Here is a 16,106-nt window from a genome sequence, read left to right on the forward strand (position 1 = left end):
GACGAAGAACCGCCACCTCGGGTCGGGCAAGGCGTTCGGGAGATGCTCAGGAAACGCACGCCTGGAGCACCCGCCGCTGGCCACCTTTAGCTGAACGCAAAGAGCGGGCCCGGCCCTCCGAAGAGGGCCGGGCCTGTGCGTTGATCCTTGGCCGAAGCCAGGTACTACGTCGGCGACGACGCGGAGCTGACGGTCAGGTTCGGCGTGCGCGGCGGCGTCCTCCAGGTGGCAGGCAATCCCGCTCCCATTCACGGGTCAATGGCCCGGAAATGACCACACCCCCAGCGGTCTCCTGACTCGAATCCCGGCACCAAATCCCACTGTCGGCAGGCTCTTAGTCCTGACGGGCGCTGTAGGGGATCTTCTTCTTGTGCAGCCAGATGTTCAATGCAGTTTGGACGAAGTCCTGCGGGCCGTGGCCGGTGATGTCGCAGGCCACAGTGAGCCGGGCGTCGGTGAGGGGAGTAATGCGCACCGAGAACTGGCGGTCTTCGTTCTCTTCGGCGGCGCCGTAGCGGCGCTTCTTGGGGGTGCGCTCGCGGAACGGGCGATCTTCTTTGGCGGGGACGGGGAGGTCCTCGGGCACGCCGACCGCCGTAGCGTAGTCGTTGATGGCCTCGTTACCGATGGACTGGGGCCCCATGCCGGTGCGCTCGACGGCGGCGGTGATCCGCTCGTCCATGTCGCGGGGGATGCGAACGTTGAGCGCGTACAGGGTTTTCGGCTTGCCAATGCGGCGGGAAGTCGCTCGCGGTTTCGTTGTCGTGGCCGCGGCAGGCACTGGCTGCGCTTGTTCGCTGAACTGCGCCTTGGGCACGGCCTTGCCGCGAGCTGCCGCCTTGCCTGTGCTGGCCATATGGATGTGTCGCCTCCGCTGTCGGTGTCTGGTCGCGCCTCCAGTCTTCTGGCATTGCGCACTTTGCGCAACTGTGGTTACTTGCGGGAGCGCTAGCGTGTCCCTTGATCAGCGCGACCGCTCACGCGCTCCTCGGAGCGTCCCAGGAGCGCTCATCGCGCGTCCCCTGGGGTAATAATCGACCCGACCGCTTCCCCGTACGCTCTGAGAGCGTCTGAGACCCCCAAAGAAGTCGTTGCGGATCCGCATGGACTCTGCAACTCTGGACACCCCACCGACCCCTCGCGCTACCCCAGCGGGGAACAGGGGATGCAATCTCGCTAGCGAAACCGCAAGCCATACTCGAACGGAGCCGCACGTGCACGACATGATGGCCGCCATCCTCGGCGACCTCGACCCCGACCCCGCCGCCGACCGCATGGCCCTCAAGCAGATGGTCACCAGACAGATCACCTGCCCCAAGACCGGCGTCGTCCTCGACGTTCGCCAGGCCGTCGCCTGCACCCTCCGCGACAAGGATGGCGGCCACGTCATCTGCTTCGTCTTCGAGGCCGCATGGTGGGACGCCAACCGCGCCCAGGTCGACGACGCAGCCGCCTCGATCAACGGCACCGTCGAGGTCCTCGACGGCCGCGTGCTCTTCGCCGACTGACCGTCACCCCCGGCCCGGCCGCCCGGCCGGGCCACCCCTCCGACCCGAAAGGGATCGACATGCCCAACCAGAACCGCCGACTCCTCGCCGTCATCATGGACTGCTCCGGCTCCATGATGCGCGTGAAGAACGACGCCGAAGGCGGCCTCATGACGCTCCTGCAGGAGCAGAAGGCCAATCCGGCCGAAACGCTCGTCTCCCTCTACGAATTCGCCGACCGCCACAGCATCGTCTACGAGTACGCCGCTCTGAACGACGTCCCCCTCTACGAGCTGCGCCCTTGGGGCAGCACCACACTGCTCGACGCGATCGGCATCACCATCAGCCGCATCAACGAGCAGCTTGACCAGATGCCCGAAGGCGGGCAGCCCGGCGAGATCAGCCTCGCCATCCAGACCGACGGCGAGGAGAACTGGTCCAAGCCGTACAACCTCGCCCAAGTCAAGGCGCTCATCACCCAGCAACGAGCGAAGGGCTGGAAGATCGTTTTCCTCGGCGCCGACCAGGACGCCATCACCATCGCCGGTCGGATGGGCATCGACCCCAACATGGCGCTGTCGTACGGCTCGAACAAGACACAGGAGTCGCTGACCCGGGCCGGACGGATGCTGTCGACCGGCGGCGGCGGGTTCACCAACGACGACCGCAACGCCACCCGCTCCTAACCCCCAGCGCCCTACACCCCCCTCAACGGCCCCGCCCCACACGCGGGGCCGTTCCCATCCCTCCCCGAAACGGAGAAACTCGTGACCACGACCGCCAGCGCGAAGAAGTTCGACCGGATCCGCAAGCTACTCGCCAAGGCCGAAGGCACCACCAACGAGCACGAACGCCAAGCGTTCATGGAAGCCGCCCAGGGACTGATCGCCAAGTACGGCATCGACCAGGCCCGGCTCGGATACCTCGCGTCCGGCCGGGAGAAGCCCGAACTCCGCTCCATCGCCGTCCTCGACCCGTGGAGCAAGGAACAGGCCGCCCTCCTCCACGGCATCGCCAACGCCCTGCGCTGCCGCGCCGTCGTGCGACGCATGCCGAGAAGCAAAGACGGAACCGTGGAACTCGTCGGCTTCGCCTACGACCTGGAGCGCGTCGAACTGCTCTACCCCAGCCTGCTGCTGCAGATGCTCGGCGGCATGCGCCAGCAACACGTCCCCAGCGGCGAGTCGACGACCATCTACCGCCGCTCATGGATGTTCGGCTTCATCACCGAGGCCGTCGCCAAGCTCGAAGCGGCCGAGAAGCACGCCGCCGACGAGCAGACCGCCAAGGACCAGCCGAGCGAGGTCAGCACGGCACTCGTCCTCATCAAGAACGACGAGGTCGTGGACACGCTGTTCGCCCGCCTCTACCCCAGGCTGCGCAAGGCCCGCAGCGTCAAGGTGAGCGGCGACGCCTGGAACCGCGGAGCAGAGGCCGGCCGCCGGGCCGACGTCGGCGGCACCCGCCTGAACGCAGGCCCGCAGGCCGCACTGCGATAGCCCCGCCCCCACACCCCATGCGGCCCCGCCGTACGGCGGGGCCATCCCCTCCCACCAGAAAGGCCATCAGCGAATTGACCCGCCCACCGCCTGACGAGACCTTCCACATGCTGGCCTACGCCTGGAACATCACCGCGGCGAAGGCCCTCGCCGCCGGCCGTGAACCGAACGGCCGGCTTGCCCCCGCCGCATGGGCGGGCGTCCTCAGCCTCATCGAGCTCGGCCCCGGCCGCGTCGCCAGCGCAGACCTGAGCGAGCCGCTGATCGCCGTCCCGGTCGACGGCGCGGGCTACTTCCCGATCCACGACTGGCACCGCATCGGCCGCGCCCTGACCGAAGGCGTCGACCAGCTGCGGGCGGTCGTGCTCAGCGCCGAAGAGGAGCGCCAGATCCGGATCCACGGCGGCGATAAGCAGCCGTGGATTCCCCGCCGCCCCACCACCGACCGAAGGAGATGACGATGGCCAAGGCGGACAGCTGGATCACCGAGGTCCGCCTCGCCGACAGACCGAGCGAGATGCTCGCCCGCATCACCTGGCCCAGGCGGCACGCGTGGAATGGACTGGCCTACGATGGCCATCCATTTGACTAGGCCGCAAGGCGTGCGTCGCAGTAAGATTGGCCCGTGCAACCAGGCGATTTCTTGGTGAGCGACGAAAATTCAGAGTGGGACCTTATAGGGCTTGACCCTGAGGACCGCATGCGCCATGTGCTTGATGTGGCTCTGGTAGACCAGCTCAGACAAAGACCTCTTGAGGGTACTCCTGACCTTGATGCTGCCCATGGTCTTGCTGCTCTCGCCCATGATGAGCTCGTCGCCTTCGGCACCAACGGTCAGCAGAACCTAAATGATGAAGACATTGCTTTGGTTCTGCGCGTGCTGCGCTCAGTTCTTCGTCGCCTGGGCATTAAGTTCGATCTCCCGTTTAGGGACTTCAAGGGATTTCACGGATACTGGTCCGGTCACGGGATGTCTGGATCGGGCGGCTGGGGTGCACGTCGAGGTTATCTTCAAGAGGTCTTTGAGCCCGTTTTCCGCCAGCTCAATGACCTTGAAGACGAGGAAGATGCGGGTTCCATCCGAGGCGTGGATGGCCAGCTCAAGAACATCATTTTTGCGTCCAACGGGCCTAAGCCGAAGATCGTCTTGCAGGACGCCATCAACAACATAGTTGAAATTTCCAAGAATGCTCAATCCTGCTTGTTCTACGACCGGCCTCTGGGTGACTCGGGCCTGATTTGGGCAGAACTGGTGGATTGGTGGAAGGGGAAGCACCAGTTTGCCGGTGCATCCGACCGCGATGTTGGGCTGCACCTATTTGATCGTTTGGCCGCATCGTGCGATACAAGTATAAGCAAGTCGTCCACCTTCAGGCCGGAAACGCTATTATTCTGGACTTACTGTAAACGCTACGCCCGGGAAGACGGGGGCAAGCAGCCTGCATTACTGCCTCAGGTGTATCTGCATTACGATCCTCTCACTCGCAAGGAGCGACTTGGAGAGCCTGGCGCCTTGCTGCGTGAGCGAATGGACTTCCTTCTCTTGCTGCCTCACGGGGTGAGGATTGTCATCGAGATAGACGGCCAACAGCACTATGCTGAGGGGGATACAGCGTCGCCACGTCTGTATGCAGAAATGGTGGCCGAAGATCGCAAGCTGCGACTGAAGGGTTATGAAATTTATCGCTTCGGCGGCTTTGAATTGAAGCAATCAGGAGCAGAGGACATGCTCACGAAGTTCTTTGATGAGCTGCTCGGGCGCCACGGCTTCTAGCTTCAACCGTCTGATTAGGCGTGCCTGGGATGCATTGAAACCGCTGGGCAGATCCTGAAGGAAGAAGGAATGACAATGGCTGTGATCATTCAGGTGTGTGAGAACTAAAGTTCAGGCGGTGGCTACGATGACTAGAGTAGAAACATCTTAGAGCCGCCCAACTGCAAGCGGGTGAGGCGTACGCTGCCATCATGACTGAGGCTGTGTCTCCTGCTGTGGCTGGTAACTTCCGCGATCCTTTCGTTGGGCACCTGCCGGGCTATCTGGCCGCGAGCGAGGCGACGGCACCTGGGCGGCCCGTGCAAGAGGTCTACGATGCTGCGCTGGTGAAGCAGTGGCGGACTCTGCTCGACAGCCCGGCGTCGCAGGATGAGCGCCTTGCCCATACGTTCTTGGAGCGTCACCCGTCGCTGCTGCCTGGGGCCTACAGCGTGGACGGGGATTCAGGCCATCCGGCCTTCCCAATGGCTGTGATCTCCAAGCCGAAATTGCCCGGCTTGAGCGACCGGGAGCCGGATTTCATGTGGCTCGCTACCGACAGCGAATCGCTGTACCCGATCTTGATCGAGATCGAGACCCCTCACAAGAAGTGGTTCCATGGAGACCGCGCCGAAATCCACAGCCAATTCACCCATGCCCAAGGGCAGCTTGCCGAATGGCGGGCATGGTTCAACCGTGGTCACAACCGTTCGGCGTTCCTAGAGCACTATGAAATACCGCATGAACTGGCCGGAAGGCGCCTCGCCCCCAGGTTCGTCCTGATCTACGGACGCCGGGACAACTATGCGAACTCCCGTCGCCGTCAGGACAAGCGCGCAGAGTTGGCTCGTACGGATGAGCGGCTCATGTCGTTCGACCGGCTCACCCCAGCCAAGAACAGCGTGCTGTACTCCTGCGTGCGCAAAGAACAGGACGGATACCGGCTGGTGGCAGTCCCGCCCTGCTTGACAATCTTCAACGACGGCGAGGACTACCAACAGGTGTCTGGGTGGGAAGAGGCGCTGGATGCCTGCCTCGACATGGCCCGCCCTCGGCGGGAGTATCTGAGAAGGCAGCTGCGCTTGCTGACCGAGAATCCTGATGCCTATGTCCAGACCGAGGGCGGACTGCGGGTTCGGAGGCCGCAGTGGTTGTGATTCCGCTATTCCGCTCCTGCGACAGGGACGCCGGCCACCAGCCTTGGCTATGGGAGCCATGGTCCGGCGGATGGCCCAACAACCTCAATACGGAAGGTCTGCGGTCGCCGCAGTGATACCGAACGGTTTCACGGCCTCGTTGCCGCTAGCGGATATGCTAGCGAAAATCTCGGTGCCCCTCCCAGCCTGGTGAAAGGATGTGTTGCGTTGAGCGAGTCCCCTCTGTGTGTTGCTCCCCGATGCGGCGGACAGCGGGGCCCTCGCCAGGCCGAACCCGGCCAGTTGCTCTGCTCCGGATGTACGACGCGGCTGCGGCGCGACATCGAGATCACCCCCACCCTCGACCGGTGGCTCGGCCACCACATCGCGCCGGGCAGCGGGGGAGGGGTGAAGGTATCCGGGAGCCGGCAGGCGCCGGTCCCGCTCCGGCTGGAGGTCATCGACCATGCCGCCCACCTGCGGCACGTGCTCCAGTCGTGGGTGTGGCTGATCGCCGAGCACCGCGGCCTGGTGTATCCGGAGCGCGCCACGGTGGAGGACTTGGCCGTGTGGCTGGGCCGGCACGTGGGGTGGGCGGCCGGCCAGGGGTGGATTGGTGACATGTGTGACGAACTGGCCGGGCTGCGGCGTACGACGCACGCGCTCGCGCCGTGGCAGGTCCACGTTCAGGAGCTGATCGGGCCGTGTCTGAACTGCGAGTTGCGCACCCTGATCCGGGTGGCGGGTGAGACGTACATCGAGTGTGACCTGCGAGTCGGCGGCTGCGGCTATCTGTGGTCCATCGCCGAGTACGACGGCCGTGTGGCCGAACTAGTCGACATCGAGTCTGCAAGGACTAATATGCTGACCATGACGAGGCGACACCCCGGCAGGCTGCCGCCCGCCGAGCAACGCGAGAAGGCTCAAACAGCCCTGGCTGAGGCGACCGAGCGGTATGAGGCCGTACGCCAGACCGCGCAGGAGGCATACGACCGTGTGATGGCCGAGCCCACCGCAGCCTGGCATGAGGCGATCCGCGCCGCTGCGGCCTCGCCCGAAGGGGTGCCTGCGGCGGACAAGAAGAGCCTGGTGACGCGTGTCGCAATCAGTAAGATCACCGGCCTTCATTTGAAGGTGATCCAGGAGATCGTCAACACGCCCGCCGAGCCTTAGCATCACGGCTACCATAAGCACACGAAGTCCCGGCACTAAACGATCGGGTGCCGGGACTTCGTCATATCCAGGTGCGGCCCAAACCTCCCAGGGGGCGGGGAGACGTTTATGCGCGGCAATCGGTTTACAGGAAGGACGCTTTCCTGATCACTTTGTGATCACGGTTGCCGGACCGCCCGGGAGCTTTCTCCCCCATTCGTTCACAATCCCATGCATGTCGCCGTCGCGTATCAGCCCGCCCCTGCGCCAGGCCCGGCTCGGAGAGACCCTGCGTGAGCTGCGCGCCGCCAGCGGCCTGAAGCTTGACGAGGTCGCCGCACAGTTGCACTGCTCGCGCGGCAAGGTGTCCAACGTCGAGAACGGCAACTCGCTGGTGACGCCCGGGTACGTGCGGGACGCCCTCGCGCTGTACGGCGCCGACGAGCCGACACGGCAGCGGTGCATCCAGCTCATCATGGACGCCCGCACCGAGCCGTGGTGGAAGCCCTTCCGGCAGGTACTGGGCGACTACGTCATCTACGAGACCGAGGCCCGGGTCATCCGCTACTGGCAGGCTCAAGTGGTGCCCGGCCTGCTGCAGACCCTCGACTACGCGCGCGTCACCATCGCCGCCGACCGGCCGTGGGAAGAAGACGACGTCGTGCAGCTCCGCGCCCGGGCGCGGATCGCCCGCCAGTGGGTACTCACCGACGAGGCCGACCCCCTGATCGTAGACGCCATCGTGAGCGAGGACGCGCTGCATCGCCCGGTCGGCGGTGCCGCCGTCATGGCCGAGCAGCTTGCCCGCCTCCTCGAGGTCGGCGGCCGACCGACCGTGTCCGTGCGGGTCGTGCCACGATCGGTGGGCGCGCACGCCGGGCTGGCCTGCTCGTTCGTGCTGTTCAGCATGCGGGATATGCCGACCGTCCTGTATCGGGAGGGTGGTATTGATGAGATTGTTAATGCCGGTGCGGGCGTCGCGGAGGACTATGAGCGACGCTTCGAGCACTTGGCCGACGTGGCGTTGACGCCGGAGGCGTCTGCCGATCTCATTGATGCGATCCGCGAGGAGTTTGTACGTGCTGACCAGCGAATGCCTGACAGAGGACTGGCGTAAGGCGGAGAAGTCGGAGTCCGCGGGATGCGTCTGGGCGCGGTTGCGGAATGGCTTGGTAGAGGTCGCCGGGTCGTCGCCTACCGGTGACGGTCCAAATGTGGAGGGGCCGGTCACCCAGTTCACCCCGCACGAGTGGCGGGTCTTCCTCGATGGGGTCCGCACCAGCAGCCGGTTCGACCTGCCCTGCTAGCACACTCGTCTCTGTCGGGGCCGCGCCGAGTGCGGCCCCGACAGGCATGTGTAAGTCACGGCGACCGGGCTTGCTCCCGTCGCGCAGGCCCTCCTCGTAGGCGGCATACACCTCGGGCGGCTGCGCCGAGGTGGTGATCACGGCCCGTGTGAACGTGACGGTGAAGACGCTCGCCAGCCCGGCATCGAAGGCGATCAGCGGCAGCGACGGCCCGCCGGCGTAGGCGAGCACGAAGGTGGAGAAGGCCCCGATACCGGCCAGAGCGGTCAGTGCCCTCGTGAGCATGGTCATCGATGTGAGCGCCCTTCGGCGTTGGTGGTCCGAAAAGGTTTAAGGGCCACACTGTGTCACCTATGGATTCCATAGTCACGGCCCTGATATCGATTGTTACATTTCTTCACTATTTGCACTCGACACGCACAGTTTTGATACCGTCCCCCGTGGCACTTTCGTGCCAAGGCACGAGTACGCCACGCAAATCGGTAGACAAGGCAGGGGTCAGGCTATTTGCTTATGCCTCCCGGGATTGATGACACGTGCCGTTGACTGCCCATCTGTCTGTCATTGGGCCGGTCATTGTTTGCCCTGGATGACTCTGACCCGCACCCGAAAGGCTTAGCTCATGCTGTCGCGACTTCCCCGCACGACCCGGGCTCTCCTCGCCGCCGCCGGCGTAGCTGTTCTGTTGGCCGCCGGAACGGCCGCGTATGCCGAGGACAAGCCCTCGACGTCGGCGCCGACCGCCGAATCCACCACGACACCGACTCAGACGCCGACCGCGACGGTCACGCCAGAGCCGGGCAGCACCACCGGGACGGCCAGCACCGCCTACACCAAGGCGATCAACGCGGACGGCTCGGTCACCGTCACCAAGACCGTCACCAAGACGATCGTCACGGTGGAGACCACCACCTACCCGTCCATCGGCGAGGTGCCCGCCGATGTCCAGTCGCATACCGGCGGCTGGTAGCCCGGGGCCGAGGGAGGCGCCCATGCCTGGCCGGTACGACCCTTGGCCGGTGTGCACTGCCGTCGCCGTCACGAGCTGGGCCGTCCTTGTTGGGGCGGCCCTGCTAAGCGCCCCAACAGGCGCGCGACTGTTGCTGCTGGCGGCTTGGACGGTCACTGTCGCCGCGCCCACGACCTTTCTGGCCTTACACCTGTATCTGGCGGACCGCCGGATGCAGGCTGCGCGATGTGCCTACAGGCTCGGCCGCGCACACGCGCACGAGAACACCAGACGCTGATCACCACCGGCGCGGTAGGGGCCGCCGCGCCGGTCAGCGTCCGTCCGCAGCTTAACGACGGGGGGAACCACGAATTATGCACCGAGTCCTCGGCATCGACGTCCATGAGGAGGACCTGTACCGGTTTCTGGTTACCAGTGGCCCGGTCAGCCCGGCGGACCACGAGCTCGACGGCCGCGGCGACGTCCTGGATCGGCTGCGTGGCAAGGGCATGGTCTACGGGGATGACCTGGTCTATGCCGCCGACCCGGAGCTGGCGTTGCAGGTGCCCATGCTGGAGCACAGGCAGGACCTCGCACGCGCCGAGCGCAAGCTGGCGGAGCTTCGGTCCATGTTCCGGGACAACATGCGGTCGCGCCGCAAAGATAACCCGGTCGACGTGGTGGACGACATCGATCTCGTGCGCCTGTCCTTTACCCGTCTGCACGACCTGGCCGAGGAGGAGGTGCTGTCGTTCCTGACCGTGCCGTACAGGGTGGTGGCCAACCCGGACGGCATAGACAACCCGCACTCGGCGCGCTGCCGGATCATCGCCGAAAAGGAGGTGTTTCAGGACCCCGTCGCGCTGGAAGGGCTGCGGTACTCCCAAGCGGCCGGCTGCGACATCCGGATGATCGACCGCCTGCCGCACAAGCTGCTCATCTCCGACCGCAGGCAGGCGATGGTGCCGCACATCGCGGGGGAGGGCCTGCCGGTTTTGACGGTGCAGCCGGGCACCTTGATGGACGCGCTGGTCGAGGTGTTCGAGATGTACTGGCGGCAGGCGCTGCCCGTTTCCTCGGCCTGGCGCAACAACGGCTCCGACAAGGGACGGCCGACCGAGCAGGAGATCACCGTTCTGCGGCACCTGGCGCGTGGGGCAACCGAGGGCGCGATTGCGACCACGCTGGGCATCTCCAAGCGCACGGTGATACGACGGGTGCAGTCGCTGATGGATCGGGCCGGGGTGGACACCAGGCTTCAGCTTGGCGTGTACGCGGTGCGGAACGGCTGGCTGGGAGCGCTGCTCGACTAGGCAGTGTCCAGTCCGAGTTGGGCGTCGGTGAGGTCAGCCAGGCTCTCGTGGTGCCGGATCAGCGCCTCTATCATGCGTTTCTTGTCCTTGGCGGTGGCTCCGGGCAGAGCGTTGATCTCCGCGATCTGCCGTTGAAGTCGGGCGGTGAACCCGCCGAGGTCGACCTGCGCGTCGTCGGCTTGCATCTGGTCGGCGGCGCGTTCGGCCAGTTCTCTGCGGAGCCAGTCGGCGGCCTTGGTGCGGCCGAGCTTGTCGAGCTCGTCGGGGTCGATGTTGCCGTAGGCGAGTGCCATCATGACGACGAACCGGTCATCGGCGCGGCGTCGGCCGCTTTCCCAGTGGGAGATGCCGCTGTTGGAGATCTGCTGACGGGGCGACAGGTCGGAGATCAGTTCGGCCGCCTGGATCAGTGTCATGGCGTCGAGGCGGTCGGTGCGTTTGGCCTTGAAGAAGGCACCCTGCTTTTCGGGCGCGGCTTCGCCTTCATCAGCGCGTGTACTGGTGGTTGGCACGAGGCTCGACCCTTTCCTACCTGGCGCTTGAGTGCGCACCTTGCGCTTCGGCGTCACAGTAGCAGCCGAGTTGCCGTTTGGATACAGGCAACTCCTGTCGGTCCACAGCTCTATCGTGAGCCAAGAGACATCTTTGGCAATGACTGTACGCTCCAAAGCGCACAAATATTGACGCAAGCGCATACTGCGCACTAGGTTCGTCACGTGCGCAAGATCCATCCCAAACAAGATCAACTAGCGAGCGCGGGGGAGGAGAGGGAAACCGTGAACAAGCTGGGAGAACGCGCTACAGCAGCGTTCAGCGTGCTTCGCAAAGCGAGCACTGACGACGTGCGCGACACTGACGCGGACATCCCCGCAGACGTGCTACAGACTCTCACCGACACCCGGCTCGTCACCCTCGGACCCGTAGCAAGCGGCGGACGGCGCGTCACCGTCACGCCCGAGGGATACAAGTCGCTGGCCGCCTCACTCGGCACCGACTACCGCATCACCCTGGCGAAACTGCGCGACCACGCTCCCGTCTCCCTCGACGAGCTGATGAGCCTGGACCTGATCCGCGTCGCGGACGTCCGCAAGATCCTCGGCGTCAGCCACCGGACCGCCAATCTCCTCGTGGAGAAGGGCCATCTGCCGCACTTCGAGGTGCACAGCCGCTCCCACCGCGTCCCCTATGCCGCCGTCGTGCACTACCTGGCGCAGCGGCTCGTCCTGCCCCGGATAGCCACGTGCTCCTGCCCCTGCACCTGCACCGCCGCCTGACCCCCGAAACGAGACCCCCATGAACCACACCACGCGCGCCGCGGGCGCCTATCTCGCTAGCGAAAACACTAGCGAGACAGCGCCCGTTTCGGAGTGCACCGCCCCTCACGGTGATCGTGTAGCCGACGCGCAGAGCCGGGGGTGCCCGCTCGACGCGGGCACCCCCGGCTCCTTCGGCGACCGCTTCACCACCATCCTCGCCGAACAGGCCCACGCTCTGCCCGGCGAGCAGCTTCTGGCCCTATACGACGAGGGCAACCAGCTCGGCGGCGTCTCCCAGCTCCTCATGAGCGTCGTCCGCGCCGAGTTGGCCGACCGCAGCGAGCTCCCCCCGACCACGCACGCGACCGGAGGCCAGCCGTGATAGTCCCGCCCCTGCTCACGCGCCACCAGGTCGCGCTCATACTCGGCATCCGCGTCATCGAGGTGCGCCGACTCGCTCGCAAGGGCCTATGCCCCGTCCGCCAGCCGGACGGCCGATTCCTGTACCGGGCGTCCGACGTCGCCCACTACCTGCCGAAAGAGGGTGCGATATGAGATTCGGCCGCCGCCCGTACGACGCCGCCGCCGACGTCGACCACCTGGCCTGGGTGAACGCCCTGGCCGCCGACGACCAGCTCACCAGCCAGCCCACGGCCCTGCCGGCCTGGCGCGACCTCCGCAACCCGGCCGAGCAGTTGCTCACGCCCGCCGACGAGCACGACTACACCTGGATCGAGCGGGGGAGTGCCTGGTGAGCTCGCGCATGTACCGCGAAGGCGATCGGGTCACCCTGACCATTCCCGGCGTCATCGCCCGGATCGACCCGGAAGATCCGGCCCGGCATCACCTCCGCTACGGCGACCAGGGTCTGGTGTACTTCCGCACCGATGACAACAGCATCGATCACGTCCTGGTGGCTACGGCCGACTGGCCGCCGCTGCCCGGCGACGTCTGGCGCGATCGTGACCGGAAGCGCTGGTTCTGCCAGGTCGAGACCGACCCCGACCGGCCGACCATCATCCTGACCAGCGAGTTCGCGGCCGTCTACACCGGCGAGCACGGCCTGATGAAGGCGGTCAGGAACTACGGGACGTTTTACCTGGAGATCCCCGGCCGCGTCCGCCTCGAAAGAGAGGGCGGCCGGTGAGCGAACCCCTGTACCGCAAGGGCGACGAGGTCGAAGTCGTCCGCCGAGGCGTGATCGTTGAGGTTGACCTGACAGATCCGGCGCGGTTCGGCATCGGACGCCCCGGCATGTGGGGAGCCAACGCCTACTTCCGGACGGACGACGACGCGATCAAGCACACGCTGGTGACCGCCGCCGAGTGGCCGCCGCAGCCCGGCGACACGTGGACGGACGCCACCGGCAAGGACTGGCTCGCCCACTCGACCGAAGACAACGGATACGGCATCGCCCTTACGTCCGAGTTCGGCGCCCGCTTCGAGGAGGCGGACGGGCTCAACACAGCGGACCAGCTGTACGGGCCCTTCCGCCTGAAGACTCTGGGCAAGCGCCGCCTCGAACGCCTGGAGCGCCCGTGCTGACCGCGACGGTGGGGACCGCCCGCCGTCTCGGCCGGTTCCGCCCGGACAGCCGCCGCGGACGCAAGGAGCGGCGCGGCAGGTTGGGCGGGTCGTCGATGGCCGCGGTGATCGGGAAGTCGCCATGGGCGTCGCCGTACTCGGAGTGGGCCTTGCAGAAGGGCCTGGTCAAGCCGGTGCCGTCAAATGAGCAGCAGAGGCGCGGACATTATCTGGAGCCCGGCATCCTCGCCTGGTTCGCCGACCAGCACCCCGAGTTCCGGGTGCGCCGGGGTGGCACGTACGTGAACCTTGACCGCGGCTATCAGCTCGGTAGCCCGGATGGGCTGTGCTTCCAGGACGGTGTGCTGGTCGAGGGCGTCGAGATCAAAACCGACGCCGACGCCTACAGCTCCGGATGGGGCCGCCCTGGCACCGACGAGGTGCCGATCTACTACCGGGTACAGGTCGTCTGGTACATGGACGTGTTCGGGGTGAAGCGCTGGCGGTTCGTTCTGCTGGACGGCCGACTGTCGTTCCGTGAGTACGTCATCGAGTACGACCCGGCCGAGGCGGCGATCCTGCGCGATGCGGCGGAGGACTTCCTTGCGTCGGTGTTCTGGGACGAAATGCCGGACCTCGACGAGCACCCCGCCACGTACGCCACGGTGCGCAAGCTGCACCCCAAGATCGACCGCGACGCCACGGTGCAGCTGCCGCCCGAACTGGCGGCCGAGCTGCGGGCCGCCGTGCTCGACATGGGCGCGGCTGAGAGCCGCAAGCGGGTAGCGCTGTCCAAAGTCAGCACATTCATGGGCACCGCACGCCGCGCCATGCACGGCGGCTACGACTACGCGCTGCGCCAGTTGTCGAGCAAGGGCCTGCCGTGCGTGAAGCCCGACAACAACCTCGATCAGGTGCCACCGCCTGATCTCCCTGACGACACCACGGAGGAAGCCGCGTGAGCGACAACCTGCCCGCCCTCATCGAGGAGATGAACGACCGCATCGGCAAGCACACCGCCGAGTTCGAGGCGGCGCTTCCCAAGGGCGTGACGGTCGCCCAGCTCAAGCAGGACGCCCTGAACAGCCTTCGTGCGACACCGAAGCTGGCTCAGGCATATGCGCCAACCGTGCTCGGCGCGCTGATGACGTGCGCGCAGCTCGGACTACGACCAGGCGTTTCCGGTCTCGGCCACGCCTGGTTGCTGCCGTTCAAGAACTACAAGGAGAACAACCGCCTCGAAGCCCAGCTCATTCTCGGCTACCGCGGCTACGTGGATCTGGCCTACCGCCACCCGGCCGTACAGGGCGTCGTGTCACGCATCCGCTACGCGAACGACAGATACAAGCTCGTCTACGGCCTCGACGGCGACACGCTGGAGCACGAGCCACCCGCTGACGGCGGCCCGCGAGGCGAAGCGGTGCTCTATTACGCCATCGCCCGGGTGCGCGGCCACAGCATTATCACCGAGCCCATGTCCCGCCGAGAGATGGAGGCGCACCGCGACAAGTTCGCGATGGCCAAGAGCCGGGAGCGCGGCATCGTCGGCCCGTGGCGTGACCACTTCGACGAAATGGCGCGTAAGACGATGATCCGAGCGCGTCTCGTCAAGGCCATACCGACCGCACTCGATATGGCGATCGGCCTGTCCGTCGACGAGGGCGTGCGACTCGACTTCGACCCGACCGCCGACCCTGCCGAGGTGACCATCCACCCCGACCGGGTGGATGCGGCGCAGACGGCCGACCCCACTCAGCCGGTGCGCGAGTCTGTCACTATCCGCGAGTCGTTCCCCACGGGCGGGTTGACCGGTGACCAGGACCGCGAGATCGGACGGCTGGTGCGCGACCGCAAGATGAGCAAGGACGCGGCGCTGGACCTGGTGGAGCGGAAATTCGGCGAACGGAAGTCCGCCCGGCAGCTCACCGAGGAGCAAGCCGCCGAGCTGATCGCGGAGCTGGAGAAGATCCCGCTGCCGACCATGGAGGGCGAGGTCCTCACCCTCGACAAGCCCCCGGCCGATCCAGAGCCGCAGGTCGAAGCAAAGCGGAAGCCGACTCGCCCGCAGATGAACATGATTCATGCCGCGCTGGCCGATCGGGGCATCACCGACGACGAGGCGATCCGCGCCGAGCTCAGCCGCATCCTGGGCGAGAAGATCGCCAGCCGCAAGGAGCTGACGTTCGACCAGGCCGCCCGGGCGCTCGACCACCTCGACACGCCCGACGCCACCCCGGACGCACCACCTGCGAACCCGCCCACGCCGGACAAGGACGAGCCCATGCGCGAGCACATCGTCGAGCTGATCCGCGCCGAGTGGGCTCGAGCGGGCGGCACCCCGCAGACCCTCGCAGGGGCGTTCCGCAAGGCCATGAACGTCGGCCACCGCGACGCCACCACCAGCGAGCTGAACGCCTTCCTGCAGCAGTTCCGCGCCGGGAAGCACCAGCCCACGTCGGCGGCGGCCCGGCAGCGGACCAAGCTCCTCGGCGAGATCACCGCCCGGTTCAACGGGCTCGACGAACAGCTGAGCGGCGAGGAACGGCTGCGGGACATGTCGAGGCTGCTCAACCGGCCGGTGCACCGCCTGCAGGACCTCACCGCCGAAGAGGTGGACACGGTCCACGAGGTGCTCGGCGACTGCGCCGGTGCCGCCAAGAAGTGGGACGGCGCCATCCGGGCGGCCGAAGCCGCGTGGACAGCACAGCAGTAACCCGCCCCTAGATCCAC

Annotated in this window: 22 protein-coding genes; 20 read left to right on the forward strand and 2 right to left on the reverse strand. The window is 66.1% G+C overall.

The features are described from left to right. Positions 1–334: 334 nt before the first annotated feature. On the reverse strand, positions 335–856 hold the full coding sequence (locus ABZS69_RS39490; protein ID WP_355381254.1) for a hypothetical protein: 522 nt from the start codon (positions 854–856) through the stop codon (positions 335–337). A 358-nt stretch (positions 857–1,214) separates the two neighbouring features. On the opposite strand from ABZS69_RS39490, the gene ABZS69_RS39495 reads away from it, so the two are divergent. The 12 genes from ABZS69_RS39495 to ABZS69_RS39550 all read left to right on the forward strand — a co-directional run bounded on the left by ABZS69_RS39495 (position 1,215) and on the right by ABZS69_RS39550 (position 10,596). Further along, positions 1,215–1,508 (forward strand): hypothetical protein, encoded by a 294-nt coding sequence (locus ABZS69_RS39495; RefSeq protein ID WP_355381256.1) that lies wholly within the window; start codon positions 1,215–1,217, stop codon positions 1,506–1,508. 59 nt (positions 1,509–1,567) lie between these two features. After that, entirely contained in the window at positions 1,568–2,173 is a 606-nt protein-coding gene (locus tag ABZS69_RS39500) for a hypothetical protein (RefSeq protein WP_355381258.1), read from the forward strand. Positions 2,174–2,254: 81 nt separating this feature from the next. Next, entirely contained in the window at positions 2,255–2,986 is a 732-nt protein-coding gene (locus tag ABZS69_RS39505) for a DUF2786 domain-containing protein (protein ID WP_355381260.1), read from the forward strand. A gap of 107 nt (positions 2,987–3,093) precedes the next feature. Further along, complete coding sequence (locus ABZS69_RS39510) at positions 3,094–3,444, forward strand: hypothetical protein (RefSeq protein WP_355381262.1); 351 nt, start codon at positions 3,094–3,096, stop codon at positions 3,442–3,444. A 2-nt stretch (positions 3,445–3,446) separates the two neighbouring features. Then, entirely contained in the window at positions 3,447–3,578 is a 132-nt protein-coding gene (locus ABZS69_RS39515; RefSeq protein ID WP_355381264.1) for a hypothetical protein, read from the forward strand. A 33-nt stretch (positions 3,579–3,611) separates the two neighbouring features. Further along, a complete protein-coding gene (locus ABZS69_RS39520) occupies positions 3,612–4,760 on the forward strand; it encodes a hypothetical protein (RefSeq protein WP_355381266.1) in 1,149 nt (382 codons plus the stop codon). A 191-nt stretch (positions 4,761–4,951) separates the two neighbouring features. After that, positions 4,952–5,896: a Shedu anti-phage system protein SduA domain-containing protein gene (locus tag ABZS69_RS39525; RefSeq protein WP_355381268.1), complete on the forward strand. Its 945-nt coding sequence runs from the start codon at positions 4,952–4,954 to the stop codon at positions 5,894–5,896. A gap of 465 nt (positions 5,897–6,361) precedes the next feature. Continuing rightward, the gene (locus tag ABZS69_RS39530) at positions 6,362–7,048 is read left to right on the forward strand and encodes a hypothetical protein (protein ID WP_355381270.1); all 687 of its coding nucleotides are present in this window, start codon (positions 6,362–6,364) and stop codon (positions 7,046–7,048) included. A 214-nt stretch (positions 7,049–7,262) separates the two neighbouring features. Beyond that, the gene (locus ABZS69_RS39535) at positions 7,263–8,144 is read left to right on the forward strand and encodes a helix-turn-helix transcriptional regulator (protein ID WP_355381272.1); all 882 of its coding nucleotides are present in this window, start codon (positions 7,263–7,265) and stop codon (positions 8,142–8,144) included. After that, a complete protein-coding gene (locus ABZS69_RS39540) occupies positions 8,083–8,334 on the forward strand; it encodes a DUF397 domain-containing protein (protein WP_355381274.1) in 252 nt (83 codons plus the stop codon). The genes ABZS69_RS39535 and ABZS69_RS39540 overlap by 62 nt, the downstream gene beginning before the upstream one ends. A 622-nt stretch (positions 8,335–8,956) precedes the next feature. Continuing rightward, a complete protein-coding gene (locus ABZS69_RS39545) occupies positions 8,957–9,304 on the forward strand; it encodes a hypothetical protein (RefSeq protein WP_355381276.1) in 348 nt (115 codons plus the stop codon). Between the two features lie 353 nt (positions 9,305–9,657). Further along, the gene (locus ABZS69_RS39550) at positions 9,658–10,596 is read left to right on the forward strand and encodes a LuxR C-terminal-related transcriptional regulator (RefSeq protein ID WP_355381278.1); all 939 of its coding nucleotides are present in this window, start codon (positions 9,658–9,660) and stop codon (positions 10,594–10,596) included. Here the strand turns inward: ABZS69_RS39550 and ABZS69_RS39555 are convergent. After that, positions 10,593–11,108: a helix-turn-helix transcriptional regulator gene (locus tag ABZS69_RS39555; protein WP_355381280.1), complete on the reverse strand. Its 516-nt coding sequence runs from the start codon at positions 11,106–11,108 to the stop codon at positions 10,593–10,595. The genes ABZS69_RS39550 and ABZS69_RS39555 overlap by 4 nt on opposite strands. A 330-nt stretch (positions 11,109–11,438) precedes the next feature. Here ABZS69_RS39555 and ABZS69_RS39560 point away from each other — a divergent pair, with 330 nt between their 5' ends. Genes ABZS69_RS39560 through ABZS69_RS39595 form a run of 8 tightly spaced genes read left to right on the forward strand, consistent with a single transcriptional unit; the run spans position 11,439 to position 16,089 of the window. Further along, the gene (locus ABZS69_RS39560; RefSeq protein ID WP_355381282.1) at positions 11,439–11,870 is read left to right on the forward strand and encodes a helix-turn-helix domain-containing protein; all 432 of its coding nucleotides are present in this window, start codon (positions 11,439–11,441) and stop codon (positions 11,868–11,870) included. Positions 11,871–11,889: 19 nt separating this feature from the next. Then, entirely contained in the window at positions 11,890–12,234 is a 345-nt protein-coding gene (locus tag ABZS69_RS39565) for a hypothetical protein (RefSeq protein WP_355381284.1), read from the forward strand. Next, a complete protein-coding gene (locus tag ABZS69_RS39570; protein WP_355381286.1) occupies positions 12,231–12,407 on the forward strand; it encodes a hypothetical protein in 177 nt (58 codons plus the stop codon). The genes ABZS69_RS39565 and ABZS69_RS39570 overlap by 4 nt, the downstream gene beginning before the upstream one ends. Then, a complete protein-coding gene (locus tag ABZS69_RS39575) occupies positions 12,404–12,607 on the forward strand; it encodes a hypothetical protein (RefSeq protein ID WP_355381288.1) in 204 nt (67 codons plus the stop codon). The genes ABZS69_RS39570 and ABZS69_RS39575 overlap by 4 nt, the downstream gene beginning before the upstream one ends. Then, the gene (locus ABZS69_RS39580; protein WP_355381290.1) at positions 12,604–12,999 is read left to right on the forward strand and encodes a hypothetical protein; all 396 of its coding nucleotides are present in this window, start codon (positions 12,604–12,606) and stop codon (positions 12,997–12,999) included. The genes ABZS69_RS39575 and ABZS69_RS39580 overlap by 4 nt, the downstream gene beginning before the upstream one ends. Then, the gene (locus tag ABZS69_RS39585) at positions 12,996–13,397 is read left to right on the forward strand and encodes a hypothetical protein (RefSeq protein ID WP_355381292.1); all 402 of its coding nucleotides are present in this window, start codon (positions 12,996–12,998) and stop codon (positions 13,395–13,397) included. Before ABZS69_RS39580 ends, ABZS69_RS39585 begins: the two co-directional genes overlap by 4 nt. Beyond that, entirely contained in the window at positions 13,391–14,338 is a 948-nt protein-coding gene (locus ABZS69_RS39590; protein WP_355381294.1) for a YqaJ viral recombinase family protein, read from the forward strand. Before ABZS69_RS39585 ends, ABZS69_RS39590 begins: the two co-directional genes overlap by 7 nt. Beyond that, positions 14,335–16,089 carry a recombinase RecT gene (locus tag ABZS69_RS39595; RefSeq protein ID WP_355381296.1) on the forward strand — a complete coding sequence of 585 codons (1,755 nt, stop codon included), beginning with the start codon at positions 14,335–14,337 and terminating at the stop codon, positions 16,087–16,089. Before ABZS69_RS39590 ends, ABZS69_RS39595 begins: the two co-directional genes overlap by 4 nt. Positions 16,090–16,106 lie beyond the last annotated feature (17 nt).

Origin of the sequence: Nonomuraea sp. NPDC005650 (assembly GCF_040605375.1) — a bacterium.
Classification (GTDB): domain Bacteria; phylum Actinomycetota; class Actinomycetes; order Streptosporangiales; family Streptosporangiaceae; genus Nonomuraea.